The organism is Paractinoplanes hotanensis (genome assembly GCF_023717965.1).
GTDB classification, from domain to species: domain Bacteria; phylum Actinomycetota; class Actinomycetes; order Mycobacteriales; family Micromonosporaceae; genus Actinoplanes; species Actinoplanes polyasparticus.
This window is the reverse complement of sequence record NZ_JAMQOL010000041.1, coordinates 186,179-203,652: the sequence shown is the minus strand read 5'-3', so window position 1 is coordinate 203,652 and position 17,474 is coordinate 186,179. Positions and strand designations below refer to the sequence as shown.

At 71.3% G+C, this 17,474-nt stretch carries 17 protein-coding genes; 6 read left to right on the top strand and 11 right to left on the bottom strand.

Annotation, left to right across the window (positions count from 1 at the left end):
- The first annotated feature begins 421 nt into the window (after positions 1–421).
- The 3 genes from LXN57_RS29155 to LXN57_RS29145 all read left to right on the top strand — a co-directional run bounded on the left by LXN57_RS29155 (position 422) and on the right by LXN57_RS29145 (position 2,467).
- Positions 422–652, top strand: coding sequence for a hypothetical protein (locus LXN57_RS29155; RefSeq protein WP_251801403.1), 231 nt, complete (start codon positions 422–424; stop codon positions 650–652).
- Positions 653–742: 90 nt separating this feature from the next.
- Positions 743–1,015 carry a transcriptional regulator gene (locus LXN57_RS29150; protein WP_251801402.1) on the top strand — a complete coding sequence of 91 codons (273 nt, stop codon included), beginning with the start codon at positions 743–745 and terminating at the stop codon, positions 1,013–1,015.
- 213 nt (positions 1,016–1,228) lie between these two features.
- A complete protein-coding gene (locus LXN57_RS29145; protein ID WP_251801401.1) occupies positions 1,229–2,467 on the top strand; it encodes an alpha/beta hydrolase in 1,239 nt (412 codons plus the stop codon).
- Positions 2,468–2,546: 79 nt separating this feature from the next.
- On the opposite strand, the gene LXN57_RS29140 is transcribed toward LXN57_RS29145, so the two are convergent.
- From LXN57_RS29140 to lipA, 3 genes are all read right to left on the bottom strand, one after another.
- Positions 2,547–2,696 (bottom strand): hypothetical protein, encoded by a 150-nt coding sequence (locus LXN57_RS29140; protein ID WP_251801400.1) that lies wholly within the window; start codon positions 2,694–2,696, stop codon positions 2,547–2,549.
- A gap of 219 nt (positions 2,697–2,915) precedes the next feature.
- On the bottom strand, positions 2,916–3,902 hold the full coding sequence (locus tag LXN57_RS29135) for a hypothetical protein (protein ID WP_251801399.1): 987 nt from the start codon (positions 3,900–3,902) through the stop codon (positions 2,916–2,918).
- Between the two features lie 119 nt (positions 3,903–4,021).
- Positions 4,022–4,918, bottom strand: a complete 897-nt coding sequence (lipA, locus tag LXN57_RS29130; RefSeq protein ID WP_221376308.1) for a lipoyl synthase — start codon at positions 4,916–4,918, stop codon at positions 4,022–4,024.
- A gap of 382 nt (positions 4,919–5,300) precedes the next feature.
- Here lipA and aspS point away from each other — a divergent pair, with 382 nt between their 5' ends.
- On the top strand, positions 5,301–6,566 hold the full coding sequence (gene aspS, locus LXN57_RS29125) for an aspartate--tRNA(Asn) ligase (RefSeq protein WP_251801398.1): 1,266 nt from the start codon (positions 5,301–5,303) through the stop codon (positions 6,564–6,566).
- A gap of 63 nt (positions 6,567–6,629) precedes the next feature.
- On the top strand, positions 6,630–7,766 hold the full coding sequence (locus tag LXN57_RS29120; protein WP_251801397.1) for an outer membrane protein assembly factor BamB family protein: 1,137 nt from the start codon (positions 6,630–6,632) through the stop codon (positions 7,764–7,766).
- On the opposite strand, the gene LXN57_RS29115 is transcribed toward LXN57_RS29120, so the two are convergent.
- From LXN57_RS29115 to lpdA, 7 genes are all read right to left on the bottom strand, one after another.
- Entirely contained in the window at positions 7,741–8,421 is a 681-nt protein-coding gene (locus tag LXN57_RS29115) for a VOC family protein (protein WP_251801396.1), read from the bottom strand. The genes LXN57_RS29120 and LXN57_RS29115 overlap by 26 nt on opposite strands.
- Positions 8,421–8,585, bottom strand: a complete 165-nt coding sequence (locus LXN57_RS29110; protein ID WP_251801395.1) for a DUF5808 domain-containing protein — start codon at positions 8,583–8,585, stop codon at positions 8,421–8,423. Before LXN57_RS29110 ends, LXN57_RS29115 begins: the two co-directional genes overlap by 1 nt.
- Positions 8,585–9,220 carry a lipoyl(octanoyl) transferase LipB gene (lipB, locus tag LXN57_RS29105; RefSeq protein WP_251801394.1) on the bottom strand — a complete coding sequence of 212 codons (636 nt, stop codon included), beginning with the start codon at positions 9,218–9,220 and terminating at the stop codon, positions 8,585–8,587. The genes LXN57_RS29110 and lipB overlap by 1 nt, the downstream gene beginning before the upstream one ends.
- A 22-nt stretch (positions 9,221–9,242) precedes the next feature.
- The gene (locus LXN57_RS29100; RefSeq protein WP_251801393.1) at positions 9,243–11,093 is read right to left on the bottom strand and encodes a DUF6311 domain-containing protein; all 1,851 of its coding nucleotides are present in this window, start codon (positions 11,091–11,093) and stop codon (positions 9,243–9,245) included.
- Between the two features lie 31 nt (positions 11,094–11,124).
- A complete protein-coding gene (locus tag LXN57_RS29095) occupies positions 11,125–12,033 on the bottom strand; it encodes a TIGR01777 family oxidoreductase (protein WP_251801392.1) in 909 nt (302 codons plus the stop codon).
- Positions 12,034–12,116: 83 nt separating this feature from the next.
- Positions 12,117–13,955 (bottom strand): 2-oxoglutarate dehydrogenase, E2 component, dihydrolipoamide succinyltransferase, encoded by a 1,839-nt coding sequence (sucB, locus tag LXN57_RS29090; protein ID WP_251801391.1) that lies wholly within the window; start codon positions 13,953–13,955, stop codon positions 12,117–12,119.
- Positions 13,956–13,987: 32 nt separating this feature from the next.
- Positions 13,988–15,376, bottom strand: a complete 1,389-nt coding sequence (gene lpdA / locus LXN57_RS29085) for a dihydrolipoyl dehydrogenase (protein WP_251801390.1) — start codon at positions 15,374–15,376, stop codon at positions 13,988–13,990.
- Positions 15,377–15,541: 165 nt separating this feature from the next.
- Between lpdA and LXN57_RS29080 the strand changes: the two genes are divergently transcribed.
- The gene (locus LXN57_RS29080) at positions 15,542–15,871 is read left to right on the top strand and encodes a hypothetical protein (RefSeq protein ID WP_251801389.1); all 330 of its coding nucleotides are present in this window, start codon (positions 15,542–15,544) and stop codon (positions 15,869–15,871) included.
- 38 nt (positions 15,872–15,909) lie between these two features.
- Here LXN57_RS29080 and LXN57_RS29075 read toward each other — a convergent pair whose 3' ends face one another.
- Positions 15,910–17,445, bottom strand: coding sequence for a leucyl aminopeptidase (locus LXN57_RS29075; RefSeq protein ID WP_251801388.1), 1,536 nt, complete (start codon positions 17,443–17,445; stop codon positions 15,910–15,912).
- Positions 17,446–17,474: the final 29 nt, after the last annotated feature.

The window sequence follows — 17,474 nt, the reverse complement described above, 5'->3', positions numbered from 1 at the left end:
GTAACTCCGGCGGCCCTTCCGAGGGCTGGCCTGCTCGGGAGCCGCCAGTTACGGACGACACCTTCGGCTACATGCTTTGGCTGCGGTGCGCCGAGCGGCTCGTGCGCCGAGCGGCCCAGATTATGTGCGGCCAAGAGCCGGGCGGCCCAGGTGCCAGGCGGCCCGTCAAACGGGCGGTTCTGGTGCCGGGGCTTAGGAGTCTGGTAGCTCAGGTGCCGGGCCGTTCAGGTGTCGCGCGGCCTATGTGCCGGGCGGTTCAGATGCGGGCCGCCTAGGAACCGGGCAGCCTCAAGAGCCGAGCTGCCCCGAAGCCGAGCAGCGTAGGACCGAGCTGCCCAGGACGGATGCTGCTGAGGAACTGTGGTGAGTCGGCGACAAGTCGGCACTAGCGCCAATCAGTTTGTTGTGGAAACCTGTTGGCATGGCAACAGGGATGGGGTCTGGTGGTGGCGAGCGCCAGCGACTGTTGCCCGAGGTGCGTGCCTCCGTCGTGGCCAATGGGTGGCCTGGGCGGCGGCTGCTGGTGCTGGCCGCGGTGACGCTCGCGGTGATTCTGTGGGGGCTCCGCGCGCAATACGCGGTGCCGCAGGTTGTCGTCGAGGTGGTAGTGGGCACGGTCGGCTCCCGGGCCGCTCGACGGCGGCGCCGGTGATGGCCGTGACTGGCACACAGGACCCGGGCAACGCCAACGACCTCCTGGACCCGCCGTCCTACGACGGATTCCTCCCACCCGGCCCGTGGCTTGGCGGACGCGGCGCACGAGCGGGTGCGCCTGGGATTGCAGGAGGTGCGCCGGGCCGAGTTCGGTTACCTGCGTACCTCGTGGGAGGTGACCGTCAGCAACCTCGCCGAGTACCTGGGCGCGCTGAAGTGGGCTGATCTGATCGAGGTGGAAAGGGCCGAGAGGACAGGCGCTCTTCACCACCGCCGGCGTCAGTGGAACCTGTGCGCCCCAATGCTTCCGCGGCAATGGGAGGCCGGCACCGCTGCCATCGGCAGGCGCGCTGTCCGATGAAAGTGCTACGTCTCAACCAGCTCGCCGACATCGACGCGACCACCGGCAGCCACGCTCGGAGCCGTCCCGCCCGCTGCCGGACACATTGGCCCGTCGGCCCGAGATGGTGATTCCGCAGTAGCGACACATGCCGACCGAAAACCGTCGCGCATCTGGGAGCACGGCGACCGTGCGCCCGGGAGGCGCTACGCCACAAAGACAGTAGGAGGCGCTATGACCCGTACACCGCCGATCGGCTCACACCTGTCGCGTCGTGATCTCATCACGGGCGCGCTCGCCGCCGGGCTCACCTTGCCGCTCGGACTTGCGGGGCGCGCCGAAGCGGCTTTGGTCACCAGCTCTGCGGAGGCTGCTCCGGGAACTGGCCTCCCGCTCGGCTCGGGCGCACCGCGCATGGTTCTGCCCGCACCGACCGGTCCGCATCCGATCGGGTCGGTGGCATTGCGGCTGGTCGATCGGTCGCGGCCGGATCCGGTGGCGGGGCCGGGTCGCTACCGCGAACTGATGGTCAGCGTCTGGTATCCGGCCCGCGACGTCGCTCGGTACCCGCGGGGCGTCTGGTTGTCCGACCCGCTCCTGCGTGCCCTGCTGGAGTTCAACGGGATTCCGGCCGGCTCGGTGGGCGGGCCGCCGGTCACGGCTGGGCACGTGGGTGCGCCGGTGCAGCGGTCCGGTGGGCGGCTGCCGGTCGTTGTGTACTCGCCCTTGGCGCACGACCAGCGTGCTGACACCACGATTGTGGCTCAGGAACTCGCCAGTCACGGATACCTGGTGGTCACTGTGGACCACACGTACGACGCGTTTGTCGAGTTTCCTGACGGGCGGCGGCTTTCCCCGGTCGACGAACCGTCGCTGGGCGCTCCCGACTTCGCTGACGACCTTCCGTACGTGCTGGATTGCATCGGTCGTCTCGCGGCGGGCCGGAACCCCGACGCCGACGGCCGTACGCTGCCGGCGGGGCTGGCCGGCGCGCCCGATCCGGGGCGCATCGGGATGTTCGGCACCTCGAAGGGCGGGACCGCGACGGCGCTGGTCATGAGCACGGATTCGCGCGTGCGGGCGGGGCTGAGCCTGGACGCTCCGATGGAGCCGGTCATCGCCACCGATCTCGACCGGCCGTTCATGCTGATGACGGCGGACTACGGCCGGGACACGGCGCCGGTCGCGCAGCTCTGGTCGCGCCTGACCGGTTGGAAGCTCAACGTCCGGGCCTGCGGCGCGGTTCACAACGCCTACGACGACTATCAGTTTCTGCTGCCGCAGATCGGTGCGGCGGTCGGGTGGAGCGAGGAGGTCCTGCTGTCCTGGGTCGGCACCCTGCGCCCCGACCGGGCGGTACGCATCCAGCAGGCGTACCCCCTCGCCTTCTTCGACCTGCATCTGCGCCACCAGCGGCAGCGCCTGCTCGAAGGGCCCAGCCCGGCGTTCCGCGAGGTGCGCTACCTGCCGTGAGCCGGCGGCGGCACCACGACTGAATGAGAATGGGTCGCGGTCGCGTGGACGATGTGGCCGTCCGGCGTGGTCTGTGCCGTCAGGCGCCAGCCGAGCGGGCTACGGCGGCGGCCAGGTCGGCGGGCTGCCAGAGGCGCTTGGCCACCCGGAGCTCGCGGCCGTCGTTGGGGGTGCGCTGCTGCACGTGGCCGCGCAGGCGTGCTCGGCGGAGGCCACGTCGGCGAACCAACGCCGTTCCTCGTCGGGTTGCAGCGCGTAGCGGCCTTGCCGGCACCACCACTCGCCGGCTCGTGCCTGGTAGTAGGCGCGCTGCTCATCGAGAGGGCCCATGGCGCGACCGTAGAGCCGATCGCCCGAGTGACCGACCCGATTTCGGGCCGCTGGAGGCCTCGCAGGGATGGCAGGGAAGCGACGGCGTTCGCGCCGCAGTGGGACCACTGCCACGAAATCAGGAGGGGTCGCGGAGGGAGCGGATCACGCGGACCAGGAAGTAGCCGCCGCCGCCGATGAGGAGCAGGCCGAACGCCACGGCGAACATGCTGCCGGGGCTCATGCCGGGGCGGGCGGCCTGAGCCTCGGGGACGGCCGTGATGGGGGCCGGGTAGTACATGGCGGGGGCGTTGTCGGTGGCGGGCGTGGCAGTCGCGGCGGGGGAGGGTGGCGCCGGGGCGGGCGGAGCGGCGACGGCCGAGGGCTGGGTGGTGGCGGGGGCGGGGTTCGTCGCAGGGGCGGGGGCCGGTTCGAAGGTGCAGCCTGCCGTGGGCGGGCGCCAGCTTCCGACGTACGTGGTGAAGGTGCTGACCCTGATCGTCAGGGAGCCCTGGCGAGGGCCGCGCACGGTGGTGGAGCGGCCGGGGGCCAATCGGGTCAGGCGGCCGCCGATGAGGAACGCAGCGCTGACGTTGGCGGAGGCGGCGTTGGCCAGGGTGGCCCGGTACGAGCCGTCGCACGCGCTGGTGAAGGCGACCGTGGGCTCGGGGGCGCAGTCGGTCGAACCGCCTCGGTAGTGGGCCTGCGTGCCGGTGGAGCGGCTGCCCGCGGCGCCCAGGGTGGCCGCGCCGTACGGGTTGCCGCCGCTGGTGACCTCGTCGAGCAGACCGGTGCCGGTGATCGCGGTGACCTGGGTGCGGCAGGGCGGAACCACGACGTCGAGCCGGACCGTGCGGGCCCTCGACGTGATGGTGGCGCGGTCGGTGGCGTACGTGAACTGGCCCCCGCTGCCGTCGGTGTACGAGACCAGGCTGAACGACTGGGTCTGGCCGGCGCAGAGCGGACGGACGGCGCTGACGGTCGCCTTGCCGGAGGCGCCGTTGAACGTGTGGCGGAAGGTGGCCGACGAGGCGGAGACGCAGGTGTCAGCGGCCGAGGCGGCGAGAGGGGCGCTGAGAACGACCGCCGGCGTCGCCGCGACGAGCAGGAGCGTCAGCCAGCGCATACTCACAGAATCGGCTGATATCCGGCTTTCTGAGGCGAAGCGCGAAGCGCACTGGCGGGCGCGAGGGCAAAGACGACGATGCCCCGGCCGGGAAGGGCCGGGGCATCGGGAGGATCAGGTCAGCCGCGGGCCTCGAGGGCCTGCTTGTAGAGACGCCCGGCTCGGTAGGACGACCGGACCAGCGGGCCGCTCATCACGCCCGCGAAGCCGATCTGCTCGGCCTCTTCGCGCAGCTCGACGAATTCTTCGGGCTTGACCCAGCGCTCGACCGGGTGGTGCCGCGGGGTCGGCCGCAGGTATTGCGTGATGGTGATCAGCTCGCAGCCGGCGTTGTGCAGGTCGCGCAGCGCCTGGGAGATCTCGGCCCGTTCCTCGCCCATGCCCAGGATGAGGTTGCTCTTGGTCACCAGGTCGGCCGCGCGGGCCTGGGTGATGACGTCGAGCGAGCGCTCGTAGCGGAAGCCGGGGCGGATGCGCTTGAAGATGCGCGGCACCGTCTCGACGTTGTGGGCCAGCACCTCGGGCTGGGCGCCGAAGACCTCGGCCAGCTGGGCCGGCTCGGCGTTGAAGTCGGGGATCAGCAGCTCGACACCGCAGCCGGGCTGAAGCTTGTGGATCTGGCGGACCGTCTCGGCGTAGAGCCAGGCGCCGCCGTCGGGCAGGTCGTCACGGGCCACGCCGGTCACGGTCGCGTACTTCAGGCCCATCGTCGCCACGGACTCGCCGACGCGGCGGGGCTCGTCGGCGTCGAACTCGGCCGGCTTGCCGGTGTCGATCTGGCAGAAGTCACAGCGCCGGGTGCACTGGTCGCCGCCGATGAGGAAGGTGGCCTCGCGGTCTTCCCAGCATTCGTAGATGTTGGGACAGCCGGCCTCCTGGCAGACCGTGTGCAGGCCTTCCTTTTGCACCAGGCCGCGCATCTGGGTGTATTCCGGACCCATCTTCGCTTTGACCTTGATCCACGGAGGCTTCCGCTCGATGGGAGTTTCGGCGTTGCGCGCTTCGATGCGCAGCATGCGGCGGCCCTCGGGAGCAATAGTCACAGCCCCGAGATTACGCCTGAATAGGATTCCGCCAAGACAGGGGCGACGAGGCTCACGTGACACAAGGTGTGACGGCGCTCACATGAACCGGTTAAATTCTCTTTCGCGGCGTGTACGCCTGCTGTTAACGTCCCGCCCACGGCAGTGAGGGAACCGAGTAGCCCCCGGAAGGCCGGCCGAGAGAGCCACCGATCGCTGTGAAGGTGGCCCGGGCGCCGGGGCGTGAAGACACTCCTGAGCCGCAGCAACACAAAGAGGCGCCCGTCAGGGCGCGAAGGCGTGGTGGCACCGCGAGGATCCCGCTCGCCCACGCCTCCCTGGGGCCGCGTTGCAGCTTTCAAGGAGGTCAACCGCCATGCAACGCATCCTCTCGACCCAGCTCCGCGCGCACGTCGACGCGACGGTGACGATCGCCGGCTGGATCCACCGCCGCCGACTGCTCAAGTCGGTGGCCTTCCTGATCCTCCGCGACGCCGAGGGTCTCAGCCAGGTCGTCGTGACCGAACCCGGCACCCGCGCCCAGCTCGAGGAGCTCGCCGAGGAGAGCGTCGTCGAAGTGGTGGCGACGGTCACCGCCAACGAGCAGGCACCGGGCGGGGTCGAGCTGACCGCGCCGACGATCCGGGTGCTCTCCGCCGTGACCGCGCCGCTGCCCTTCGAGCTGCACCGCCCGGCGATCGGCGCCGGCCTGCCGGCCCAGCTCGACCACGCCGCCCTGGCCCTGCGGCACCCGCAGCGCCGGGCGGCCCTGCGCGTGGCCGCGGCGGCGACCGCCGGCTTCCGCGCCGCGCTGACCGAGCAGCGGTTCGTCGAGATCCAGACGCCGAAGATCGTCGCGTCGGCCACCGAGTCCGGGGCCGACGTCTTCCGGCTCGACTACTTCGGGCGTACGGCGTATCTGGCGCAGTCGCCGCAGTTCTACAAGCAGCTGATGGTCGGCGTCTTCGAGCGGGTCTTCGAGGTCGGCCCGGTCTTCCGCGCCGAGCCCAGCGACACCGCGCGTCACCTGTCGCAGTACACCTCGCTGGACGCCGAGCTAGGTTTCATCCAGGACCACCGCGACGTGATGGCCGCTTTGACGCGGACGCTCACCGTCATGATGGCCACCATCACCGCCCGCGCCCGGCTGGCGACGCCGCGGGTGCCGTCGGAGATCCCCGCCGTGCACTTCAGCGAGGCGCTGCGGATCGCCGGGGCGCCCGCCGACGAGCCCGACCTGGCGCCGGCCCACGAGCGGGCGCTGGGCGAGTGGGCGCTGCGCGAGCACGGTTCCGAGTTCGTCTACGTGACCGGCTATCCGATGCGCAAGCGGCCGTTCTACACGCATCCGGACCCGGCCGACCCGGCGTACTCGAACGGCTTCGACCTGCTGTTCCGTGGGCTGGAGATCGTCACCGGCGGGCAGCGCCTGCACCGCTACGAGGACTATGTGGAGGCGCTCGCCCGCGCCGGGGAGCCGCTGGAGCCGTACGCGGGATATCTCGACGGCTTCCGCTACGGGATGCCGCCGCACGGCGGGTGGGCGATCGGGCTCGAACGGTTCGTGGCCCGCCTGACCGGCACGGCTAACGTGCGTGAGGTGACCGCCTTCCCGAGAGACCTCAACCGGGTCGCCCCGTAGCGATGACGACGGTCGACGCCCGGTTCCGCTTCTGGCGGGTACGCCGGGCGTAGAGTCCGGTCCGTGGTGATCGATCTCGATGTCGTGCGGCCCGCGAGCGCGATCCCGGCCAAGCCCCGGCGACCGGCCCGCTACCGGGTCGTGGCGGTGGCGGCATTCGTGCTGGCACTGGCGGGCGGAGCGGCTGCCCCCGATCGGGCGGTCGGCATCACCGAGGTCCTCACCGTCGACGGGCAGGGATCGCTGACCAGCCTGCTGACCGATGAGGCGTACTACACCGTCCGCACCGACGGGCACGTCGAGGCACTGCCGCTGTGCACCGGATGCCCGCGGTGGAGCTCGCGGACGAAGCCCGGGCAGCGGTTGACGGTGGCCGGGGAAGACACGTTGATCGTCGATGTGAACGAAACCGCCCAGGTGACGTTTCTCGACGCCCGCACGGGTGCGCTGCGCTGGCGGCTGGACGACACGCTGGCGGTCGACGTGATCGGCGGGCGGGTCGCCGCGTGGGATGTCGAGAAGCACATCCTGCAGATGCGTGACCTGCCCACCGGGCGGGTCCTCTGGTCACGGCCGGCCTTCAACTACTCGGCCGACGAGGCGTACGCCGTGATTCTCGACGAGGCGGGCGGCGCCACTGTGGTCGACGCCGCGAACGGCGCGGAGCTCACTCCCCGCCGCGACCTCGGCCTGCCTAATCCGGCCGCCCGGCTCGTGGGTGACCGGCTGATCGTCTTCGGCGGAAGCTACCTCGCCGCGTTCTCGCGCGACGGGCTGTCCCGCGAGTGGATCACGGCCACCAACTCGCCTTACGGGGTCACTCCGTGCGGCCCGGGCCTGCTGTGCGCGTTCGGCTCCGCGGGGCTGACGGTGATCGACCCGGCCGACGGGTCGGTCCGGTGGACGAGTCCCACCTGGCACGGCATGGGCGAGAGCGGCGTGCTGTTCGAGGAGAGCGGCCGTTCGGCTGTGGTCGACCTCGCGACCGGCCGGGTCGAACGGGAACTGGGACGCTCGGGCCCGGTCGGCGGGCTGCTGCTCGTCACCGAACCGGGCCGGACGTCGGTGATCGGACTGGCCGACGGGCGCGTGCGCGGCGTCCTGCCGCTGGTGCTGCCGAGCGCATGCGTTGCCGCGGGACCCTACCTGGGCTGCGAGAAGTCCGACGTCACGTTCACGGTGTGGCGGCTCGGACGCTGAACTCGTTGCCGTCCGGGTCGGCCAGGTTGACGGCGCCGTCGTCGCCGGGGCCGAGCCGGGTGGCGCCGAGCGCGATCAGCCGGTCGACCTCGGCCAGTTGATCGGCCTCGACCGGGACGAGTTCGAAGCGCTGACGGTTCGGCCGCTCGTTCGGTGCCACCGGCGGCCCGCCCCACGCGACCTTCGTGCCGCCCCGGGGTGACTGGATCGCTGTCTCCTCGTCCTGATCCCAGACCAGCGGCCAGCCCAGCGCCTCGCTCCAGAACAGGCCCACCTCGCGGGTGCCGTCGCACGCGTACTCGCCCAGGAAGCCGGTTCCGGCCAGGTACGAGTTGCCGGGCTCGATCACGTCGAACTCGTAGCCCGCCGGGTCGGCCAGCACGACGTGGCCCTCCTCGGGGCGCTGCCCGACGTCGAGGTGGTGGGCGCCGAGTTCGATCGCCCGGGCCACCGTACGCTGCTGGTCGTCGAGATCGCTGCTGGTCAGGTGCAGGTGGATGCGGTTGTGGCCGAGCGCGCCGGCGCGGCCCGGAACGAACCGCAGAGCGACCTGGGCGTCGTCGGCCGGACGAAGGTCCAACAGGGCGGTCCAGAAACGCGCCGCCCGCTCCGGCTCCTGCGCCTCGTAGGTCACCGCGGTCAGCAAGGAGGGCATCAGGCGAGCACCGCGATGGTCATGCCGACGACGATGACGAACGGGATGATCGTGGTGCAGACGAGGATCACCCAGGCGATGGGGTGCCCGAAATTCACGGACACCCCGCCGCCGCGCTTGGGGACGAAGACCCGCTTGTCGGCCGGGTCTCGATAGAGAGCCATCAGAGCAGGGTAGTGAGGTGCTTCTCGACGACCGGCAGCACCTCGGCCACCGTCACGTCGCGGCCCAGTTCGGCCGAGAGCGACGTCACGCCCGCGTCGCGGATGCCGCACGGGGTGAAGCGGTCGAAGTTGGCCAGGTCGCAGTCGCAGTTGATGGCGAAACCGTGCTGCGTCACGCCGCGGGCGACCCGGATGCCGATCGCGGCGATCTTGCGGTCGGGGCCGCGTTCGTCGGCCAGGACCCAGGCGCCGCTGCGGCCCTTGATGTCGCTGCGGGCGGCCGTCACGCCGAACTCGGCGCAGACGTCGATCAGCATCTGCTCGGTGCGGCGGACGTAGGCCACCACGTCGATCGGGTCGGCCAGCTTGAGGATCGGGTAGCCGACCAGCTGCCCGGGGCCGTGCCAGGTGATTTTGCCGCCGCGGTCGACCTCGACCACCGGGGTGCCGTCGATCGGCAGGTCGGCGGGCTCGGTGCGCTTGCCGGCGGTGAGGACGCTGGGGTGTTCCAGCAACAGGACCGTGTCGGGCTGGGCGCCGTCGGCCACGGCCTCGTGCAGGCGCCGCTGCTCGTCCCAGGCCTCGCGATAGTCGACCAGGCCGGGCCGCAGGACGGTGAGCGTGGAAGTTGTCACGCGTCCCACGGTAGTCCCCTTGTCAGCGGTCGGCCGGATCCACTCCGGGACGGATGCGCCACACCAGCACGTCGTCCACGCGCTCGGGCGGACCGAGCAGATCGGTCGCGGTGATCTCGACCGCCGAGCGGAACAGCGGCCCTTCGGGTCCGGTGATCACGTCGGGCAGGAACAGCGCCTCGACGCCCCAGTGCTGGAAGTCGGCGCGCGCCGTGGCCCGGTCGGCGTTGTCCAGGTCGGCGAGGTAGCCGTAGAGGGCCGCCCGCAGGAACAGCCAGTCGGTGGCCCGCGGCAGGGCGCCGATGCGACCCTTGCCCTCGGAGCCGTCGGCGTCGGGACCGAGGAAGTACCCGTCGGGGATGCGGAACTCCTTGCCGGCCCGAGCCATCGTGTACGCCTGCCAGCGCTGCCCGTCGGCGGCCACGTTGATGGCGAACGGCAGCGCGCTGATCACCCCGCCGTCGCCGACGTACCTCTCCCACGTGCCGTCGGCGATGAACCGCGGCTCGGGCGCCCGCTCCCGGTAGTGCAGCGGCACCGGGAAGATCGGCACGAGCGCGACCACGAGGCCCATCGCGAACCACGGCTGCGGAGCAGCCGCGCCGAACGCGCGGTCGGTGGCCATGGCGAGGATCACCCCGAACACTCCCACCAGGACGAGGGCGTAGCGGGCCGGCAGTGCCGCGTCGAACAGCGGCACGTGCTGCAACAGCGCGTACAGAAGCGGGATGTCGGTCTCGGTGTCGGCCACCCGCAGGCGGGGGCCGAGCGAAATCAGGAAGAACAGCCCGCCGACGGTCATCAGGGCCCGCAGGGTCGCCCGCCGCCGGTCGTCCGCGCTGCGCCACAGCGTCACCAGGGAGACGGCGAGCAGCACCAGCAGGGGCAGGCCGAAGAAGCTCGTCTCCTCGGTCTTGTTCGCCGCGAGGTCGTTGCCCAGCCCGGCCCAGCTCGCCAGTGAGCGGTCGCTGAAGGCGAAGAAGGAGAGCAGGTCCTCGGAGTAGTGCCGCTGGTTGAAGCCGGTGCCCTTGAAGGTCTGCGGCCCGGCGAAATGCATGTACAGCGGGTACGCCAGCAGGGCGCCGGCCACCACGGCGGTGAGACCCAGCCCGGCGGCGAACTTCGGCAGCGCAGCCCGCGCCTCGGCCCGGTTGACCGGGGACAGCGACCACGCGATCACGAAGACCCCGCCGGCCAGCGCCGTGAAGAACAGCCCCTCGGCCGCGATCGAGAAGCCGACGGCCAGCGTCACGCCCAGGATCAACCCGTTGCGCAGCCAGTGGGCGGTGTCGCGCATCTTGAGCAGCCGCCACAGCACCAGCGGCGCGATCCAGCCCGAGGTCCAGTTGAGGTGGCCGTTGGCGTGGGCGACGAAGCCCGGCGCGAAGCCACAGAAGAACCCGGCCAGCGCGGCCGCCGCCCGGTTGGCGGTGACGAAGCGGCTGAGGAACAGGAACCACGCGTACGCCGAACCCGCGAGGTTGAGCGTGAGGACCGCCAGGAACGTGACCTGGGGGCCGGCCAGCATGGTGAGCGGCGCGAACAGGATCGCGTAGACCGTGATCGAGGTGTTGGCGGCCAGATTGACGCCGTCCGGCACGTTCATCAGGTCGGTGAAGAAGGGATCGCCGCCGTGGTGCAGCAGGTGCACGCCGTAGGACAGCACCCACTCGAAGAACGCCTGATCGCCCACGTTCTCGGCGACCGCGTGCTGGAACGGGTCGCGCCAGAGCCGGCTCACGACATAGCCGCCCAGGGCCAGGGCCATGAGCGCGACGAACAGATGGAACCGCCACTGCCGCGTCGCCCGGGGGGCGGCGGGGGGTGCCGGCTGATCTGACGAGGACGTGGAGGTGGGAACGGCGACGGACATCACGCGCAGGTTAGCAAGCCTGCGCCGCTGCTCAGCGCGACGTCGCCGGTTCCGGGTTCACTGCGGCCTGCACGGCGCCCTCGATCGTGGGGTAGGCCCACCGGAAGCCGGCCCGTTCCAGCACCGCCGGCACGACCCGCGCGCTCCGCAGGGATTCGCCGGCGAGTTCGCCGAGCACCACGTGCAACGCCGGGCCGGGCACGCTCAGCAGCGCCGGGCGGTGCACGGCGGCCGCGACCGCCTTGGTGAACTGGGCGTTCGTGATCTGCTCGCGCCCGACGATGTTGACCGGGCCCGAGATGTCCTCGCGCTCGAGCAGGAAGTCGGCCGCGCCGAGCCAGTCGGGCAGGCTGACCCACGGCATCCACTGCCGGCCGCCGCCCAGCTTGGCCCCGCCGCCCAGTTTGAACAGCGGCAGCAGAGGCTTGAGCAGGCTGTCGAGGGTGAGGCCGGTGCGCAGCAGCACGACCCGGACGCCGGCGTCCTCGGCCGGGCGGGCGGCGGCCTCCCAGACGCGGCACAGGTCGGCCAGGAACGTCGTGCCGGCCGGCGCCTCCTCGGTGGCGGGTGTGTCGCCGGTCTCGCCGTACCAGCCGACGGCGGACGCCTGCAGCAAGGTGCGCGGGCGGTCGGCCTCGGGCAGCTTGCGGATGGCCCGGGCCAGCGTGCCGGTGGTGTCGACCCGGCTCGAGCGCAGTTCGCTCTTGTAGCCGGCGGTCCACCGCTTGCCGCCGACGTTGGCGCCGGAGAGGTTGATCACCGTGTCGGCCGCGGCGACCACCTGCGGGTCGATCTGGCCCTGCGCGGGCTGCCAGGTCGCCTCGTCGGCGCTCCGCGCGGGCCGCCGCACCAGCTTGGTCACCTCGTGGCCGTGGCCGCGCAGGCACTCGACGAGGTTGCCGCCGAGGAAACCGGACGCGCCCGAGATCAGGATCCGCATGTCCCCATCATGCCCTGAAGTGAACCCGTTCAAAACGAGGAAAGCGCGCCGGCGAACCGGCGCGCTTTCTCGGTGCTGCTGTGTTACGCGAGCCCGAGGTCACCCTCGAAGTGGCCACCCTCGAGGCGGTCCTTCAGCGTGACCAGGAAACGGGCGGCGTCGGCGCCGTCCACGATCCGGTGGTCGTAGCTGAGCGCGAGGTAGACCATCGACCGCGGCACGATGATCTCGCCCAGGTTGGGGTCGTCGATCACCACGGCCCGCTTGACCACCGCGCCGGTGCCGAGGATGCCGACCTGCGGCTGGTTGATGATCGGCGTGTCGAAGAGCGCGCCCCGGCTGCCCGTGTTGGTCAGCGTGAACGTGCCGCCCGAGATCTCGTCGGGGCCGATCTTGTTGTTCCGGGTGCGGTCGGCGACGTCGGCGATCCGCTTGGCCAGGCCGGCCAGGTTGAGGTCGCCGGCGTCCTTGATCACCGGAACGATCAGGCCCTTCGGGGTGTCCACGGCCATGCCCAGGTGCTCGGCGTCGTGGTAGGTGACCGTGCCGGCCTCCTGGTCGATCGACGAGTTGACCACCGGGTGCTGGCGCAGCGCCTCGACCGCGGCCAGCGCGAAGAACGGCAGGTAGCTGAGCTTCACACCGTTCTTGGCCAGGAAGTCGGCCTTGGCCTTGTTGCGCAGCTGGGCGATCTTGGTGACGTCGACCTCGACGACCGTGGTGAGCTGGGCCGAGACCTGCAGCGACTCGACCATGCGACGGGCGATCGTCGCGCGGGTGCGGGTCAGCTTCTCGGTGCGGCCACGCAGCGGGCTCGGCGCCGGCTTGGCGGCCGCGGGCTTGGCCGCCGCCGGGGCGGCCTGCTGCTGCGGCGCGGGCGCCGCCTTGGCCGCCGCGGCCTTCTCGGCGGCGTCGATGACGTCCTGCTTGCGGATGCGGCCGCCGACGCCGGTGCCGGTCAGGGCCGACAGGTCGACGCCCTTCTCGGTGGCGAGCTTGCGCACCAGCGGCGTCACGTAACCGGCGTCGCCGGCGCCGTTCGGGCTCGCGGTCTCGACCCGCGGCGTGGACGGCGCGGGCGGCTCGGCGGCCCGCTCGGCCGCGACCGGGTCCTTGGCCGTCTCGGCCTCGGGAGCCGGGTCGGCGTACGACTCACCGGCCGGCTCGAACGTCGGCGCGGGCGCCGAGTCGATCTGCGGAGCCGGGGCGGTCTCCTGCTTCGGAGGCGCGGCCTGCTGCGGGGCCGGAGCAGGCTTCTCTTCGACCGGTGCGGGGGCCGCGCCCTCGGCGCCGATGATCGCCAGGTCGGCGCCGACGTCAGCCGTCTCGTCCTCCTGCACCTTGATCTCGAGCAGGGTGCCCGCGACCGGCGAGGGGATCTCGGTGTCGACCTTGTCGGTGGAGACCTCGAGCAGCGGCTCGTCGACCTCGATGGCGTCGCCGACCTGCTTGAGCCAGCGGGTGACGGTGCCCTCGGTGACGCTCTCGCCGAGCGCCGGCATCTTCACCGCGGTGCCTTCGCCGCCACCGGTGGGAACGGCGGTCTGCGGCGCCGGAGCCTCCTGCTCGACCGGCTTCTCGGTCGACGGGGTGTTGAGCGCGGCCGGCTCGGGCTCCGGCTCCTGTTCCTGCTGCTGCTGGGCCGGAGCGGCAGGCGCGGGCTCGGCCGAACCGGCGTCCTCGCCCTCGCCGGCGATGACCGCGAGCTCGCTGCCGACATCGGCCGTCTCGTCCTCGCCGACGACGATGCGGGTGAGCACACCCGCGGCGGGCGACGGGATCTCCGTGTCGACCTTGTCGGTGGAGACCTCGAGCAGCGGCTCGTCGGCCTCCACCCGCTCGCCCTCCTGCTTGAGCCAGCGAGTGACGGTGCCCTCGGTGACGCTCTCACCCAGTCGCGGCATGGTGACCGATACCGGCATGTCTCAGAACTCCTTAACCGCTGTGAACGGGATCAGCTGTGTGCGTGCAGGGGCTTGCCGGACAGGGCCAGGAACGCCTCGCCGAGCGCCTCGTTCTGCGTCGGGTGGGCGTGGACCAGCTGAGCGACCTCTTCCGGGAACGCCTCCCAGTTGTAGATCAACTGAGCCTCGCCGACCAGTTCGCCCATGCGCGCGCCGACCATGTGGACACCCAGCACCGGCCCGTCGTTGAGCCGGACCAGCTTGACGAAACCGGCGGTCTTGAGGATCTGGCTCTTGCCGTTGCCGCCGAGGTTGTAGTTGTACGTCGAGACCTTGTCGGCGCCGTACTGCTCCTTGGCCTTGGTCTCGGTCAGGCCGACCGAGGCGATCTCGGGGTCGGAGTAGGTGACCCGGGGGATGCCCGCCTCGTCGATCGGGGCCGGCTTGAGCCCGGCGATCTCTTCGGCCACGAAGATGCCCTGCTGGAAGCCGCGGTGCGCGAGCTGCAGGCCGGGCACGATGTCACCCACGGCGTAGATGTTGCCGACGCCGGTGTGCAGCCGCTCGTTGGTGATGACGAAGCCCCGGTCGAGCGTGACGCCCTGCTGCTCGTAGCCCAGGTCGGCCGTCGTCGGTCCGCGGCCGACCGCGACCAGCAGCACCTCGGCCTCGACGGTCTCGCCGCCGGCGATGGTCGCGCGCACGCCGCTGTCGGTGTGCTCCACCTTCTCGAACGGCTTGCCGACCTTGAAGTTGATCTTGCGCTTGCGGAAGGCGCGCTCGACCGTCTTCGAGATCTCCTCGTCCTCGGCCGCGACCAGGCGGGGGAGGGCCTCGATGATGGTGACGTCGGCGCCGAACGACTTCCAGACGCTGGCGAACTCGACGCCGATCACGCCGCCGCCCAGCACGATCGCGGAGGAAGGCACGCGGTCGAGCTTGAGGGCGTGTTCACTGGCGATGACGCGCTTGCCGTCGACTTCGAGGCCCGGGATGGTCCGCGAGTAGGAGCCGGTCGCCAGGATGACGTTGCGCCCGGTGTAGCGCTTGCCGTCGACCTCGACCGTGTCCTTGCCGACGAGCTTGCCGGCGCCCTGCACCAGCGTGATCTTGTCTTGCTTGAGCAGGCCCTGCAGGCCTTTGTAGAGGCGCGCGACCACGCCGTCCTTGTACGCGTTGACACCCGCCATGTCGATGCCGACGAGGTCGGCCTTGACGCCGAACTGCTCGCTCTCGCGGGTCTGGTCGGCGATCTCGGCCGCGTGCAGCAGCGCCTTGGTCGGGATGCAGCCGCGGTGCAGGCAGGTGCCGCCCAGCTCGGCCTTGTCGATCAGCGCGACGGAGAGGTTGAGCTCGGCCGCACGCAGAGCGGCCGCGTAGCCGCCGCTGCCGGCGCCGAGGATGACGATGTCGAAGGTTCCGCCGTTCGGCTGGCTCACGTTGACTCCAGTGTTCGCGTCGTTGCCATGCGGGTCACACAATGGAAACGGTCACAGTATGTCCAGGCCATCTTGTCACTTGGCGAACCGATCGATGCAGTCAGGTTCCCCACGCGCGGGCCCGCTCGACGTACTCTTGCCCCAATTGAACGTGAGGAGCGGGTAGTGGCCTGGTTTCGGCGCCGCCGGGAGCCGCAGCGAGCGGCCGGTCGGTCGGTGGATCGTGCCGATCTCGAGTATCTCGCAGAGTTCGCGCGCACCCGGCGCGGGGTCGAGGCGTTCATCGAGCCGCGTACGTCGGTGACCGAGACCACGGTGCTGCTCGTGGCCCACGACGGCGAATGGACGCGGCGTCGCACCGAGACGCCCGAGATCGCGCGACGGTGGGCCCATCAGCTCAGCGTTCCCATCTACGACGTGGCGTTGCTCGGCTATCCGCAACGGATGCGCGATTACAACGAGCGCCGGAAGCGGCGTCCCGCCCAGGAAAACTGACACGGTTCCGGGCGCCGTGCGCCCGGAACCGGAAATAATCAGCCCAACTGGTCGATCACGGACAACAGGGTACGAACCGGGACGCCCGTTCCGCCCTTGCTCCAATAGCCGCTCGGCTCGCCGGTGTGGTAGCTCGGGCCCGCGATGTCGATGTGCGCCCACTCGACACCCTCGGCCACGAACTCGCGCAGGAAGACTCCGCCCTGCAGCATGTGCCCGGCCCGGTCCAGATTGGAGTTGGTCTGGGAGATGTCGGCGATGTCGGACTCCATGCCCTTGCGCACCTCGTCCGGCAGCGGCATCGGCCAGGCCGGCTCGCCGACCCGGTCGCCCGCCGCGCGCACCAGCTCGACCGCCTCGTCCGAGCCCATCAGGCCCGCGATCCGCTTGCCGAGCGCGATGACCTGGCCACCGGTCAGCGTCGAGGTCTCGAACACGTAGTCGGTGCCGTCGGCGCAGGCGCGGGCGATCGCGTCGGCCAGCACCATGCGGCCCTCGGCGTCGGTGTTGTAGACCTCGACCCGCTTGCCGTTGAACATCGTGATGACGTCGCCCGGCCGGTACGCCGTGCCGGACGGCATGTTCTCGGCCATCGCCAGATACGCGCTGACCGCCACCCGGGGCTTGAGCGCGGCGACGGCGAGCATGGTCGCGCCGACCGCGGCCGCGCCGGCCATGTCGGACTTCATCTCCCACATGCCGGCGGCCGGCTTGATGCTGATGCCGCCGGTGTCGAACGTGATGCCCTTGCCGACCAGCGCGACCCGCTTCGGCGACTCGACGCCCTCGGGGGTGTAGGTCAGCTTGACCAGGCGCGGCGGCGCCTCGGAGCCCTGACCCACGGCCACGATGCCGCCGTAGCCGCCGGCCTTGAGCGCGTCGAAGTCGAGCACCTCGACCTCGAGGCCGGTGCCCGCGGCCGCGGCCACCACGGCGTCGGCGAACTCCGGCGGGCGCAGCACGTTGGGCGGGGTGTTGACCCAGTCGCGGGTCAGCCGCACGGCGTGGGCGACGGCCTCGGCCCGGGTCACCTCGGCCGCGGCCGAGGCGTCGTTCGCGTCGTGCACGTGCACCTGCAGCGCGGCAACCGGCTCGCGGCGGTTCGGCTGCGGCTTCGTCTTGTAACCGGCGAACCGGTACGACCCCAGCAGCGCGCCCTCGAGGATCGCGCGCAGCACGCCCGGCGCGTCCTCGTCGTCGGGCAGCGGCAGCGCCAGCGCGACCGTGTTGCTGCCGGCCAGCGCGCGCACAGCGGCCCCGGTGCCCCGGCGCAACGTCTCGGGGCTGGGCGCCGAACCGGTGGGCTCGTCGCCGAGGCCGACCGCGACCACCAGCGGCGCCGAGATCGTGCCGAGGGTGGCCAGCTTGGTCACCTCGCCCGGCGCGCCGCTCGCGCCGAGCAGCGCCAGCGTCGAGGTCAGCCTGCCGTCGAAGGCGGCGGCGATGCTCTCGGCGCCGGCCGCCGGCAGCAGGGCGCCGCCCTCGTCAGGCTGGCTGTGCAGGCCGATGACGATGGCGTCGACGACCAATTCGGCCGGGTCGGTGTCGACCAGGCTGAGGCTGGGCTGGGTCACTCGGGCACTCCGCGGACTGATGAGCCAGG

Excerpts from the sequence above, each read along its gene's own strand:
- LXN57_RS29100 (WP_251801393.1), bottom strand. The coding sequence starts at position 11,093 with ATGTCCGTCGCCGTTCCCACCTCCACGTCCTCGTCAGATCAGCCGGCA.
- aspS (WP_251801398.1), top strand. The coding sequence starts at position 5,301 with ATGCAACGCATCCTCTCGACCCAGCTCCGCGCGCACGTCGACGCGACG.
- LXN57_RS29110 (WP_251801395.1), bottom strand. The coding sequence starts at position 8,585 with ATGGCTCTCTATCGAGACCCGGCCGACAAGCGGGTCTTCGTCCCCAAG.
- LXN57_RS29135 (WP_251801399.1), bottom strand. The coding sequence starts at position 3,902 with ATGCGCTGGCTGACGCTCCTGCTCGTCGCGGCGACGCCGGCGGTCGTT.
- LXN57_RS29115 (WP_251801396.1), bottom strand. The coding sequence starts at position 8,421 with ATGCCCTCCTTGCTGACCGCGGTGACCTACGAGGCGCAGGAGCCGGAG.
- LXN57_RS29095 (WP_251801392.1), bottom strand. The coding sequence starts at position 12,033 with ATGCGGATCCTGATCTCGGGCGCGTCCGGTTTCCTCGGCGGCAACCTC.
- LXN57_RS29145 (WP_251801401.1), top strand. The coding sequence starts at position 1,229 with ATGACCCGTACACCGCCGATCGGCTCACACCTGTCGCGTCGTGATCTC.
- LXN57_RS29155 (WP_251801403.1), top strand. The coding sequence starts at position 422 with ATGGCAACAGGGATGGGGTCTGGTGGTGGCGAGCGCCAGCGACTGTTG.
- lipA (WP_221376308.1), bottom strand. The coding sequence starts at position 4,918 with ATGCTGCGCATCGAAGCGCGCAACGCCGAAACTCCCATCGAGCGGAAG.
- sucB (WP_251801391.1), bottom strand. The coding sequence starts at position 13,955 with ATGCCGGTATCGGTCACCATGCCGCGACTGGGTGAGAGCGTCACCGAG.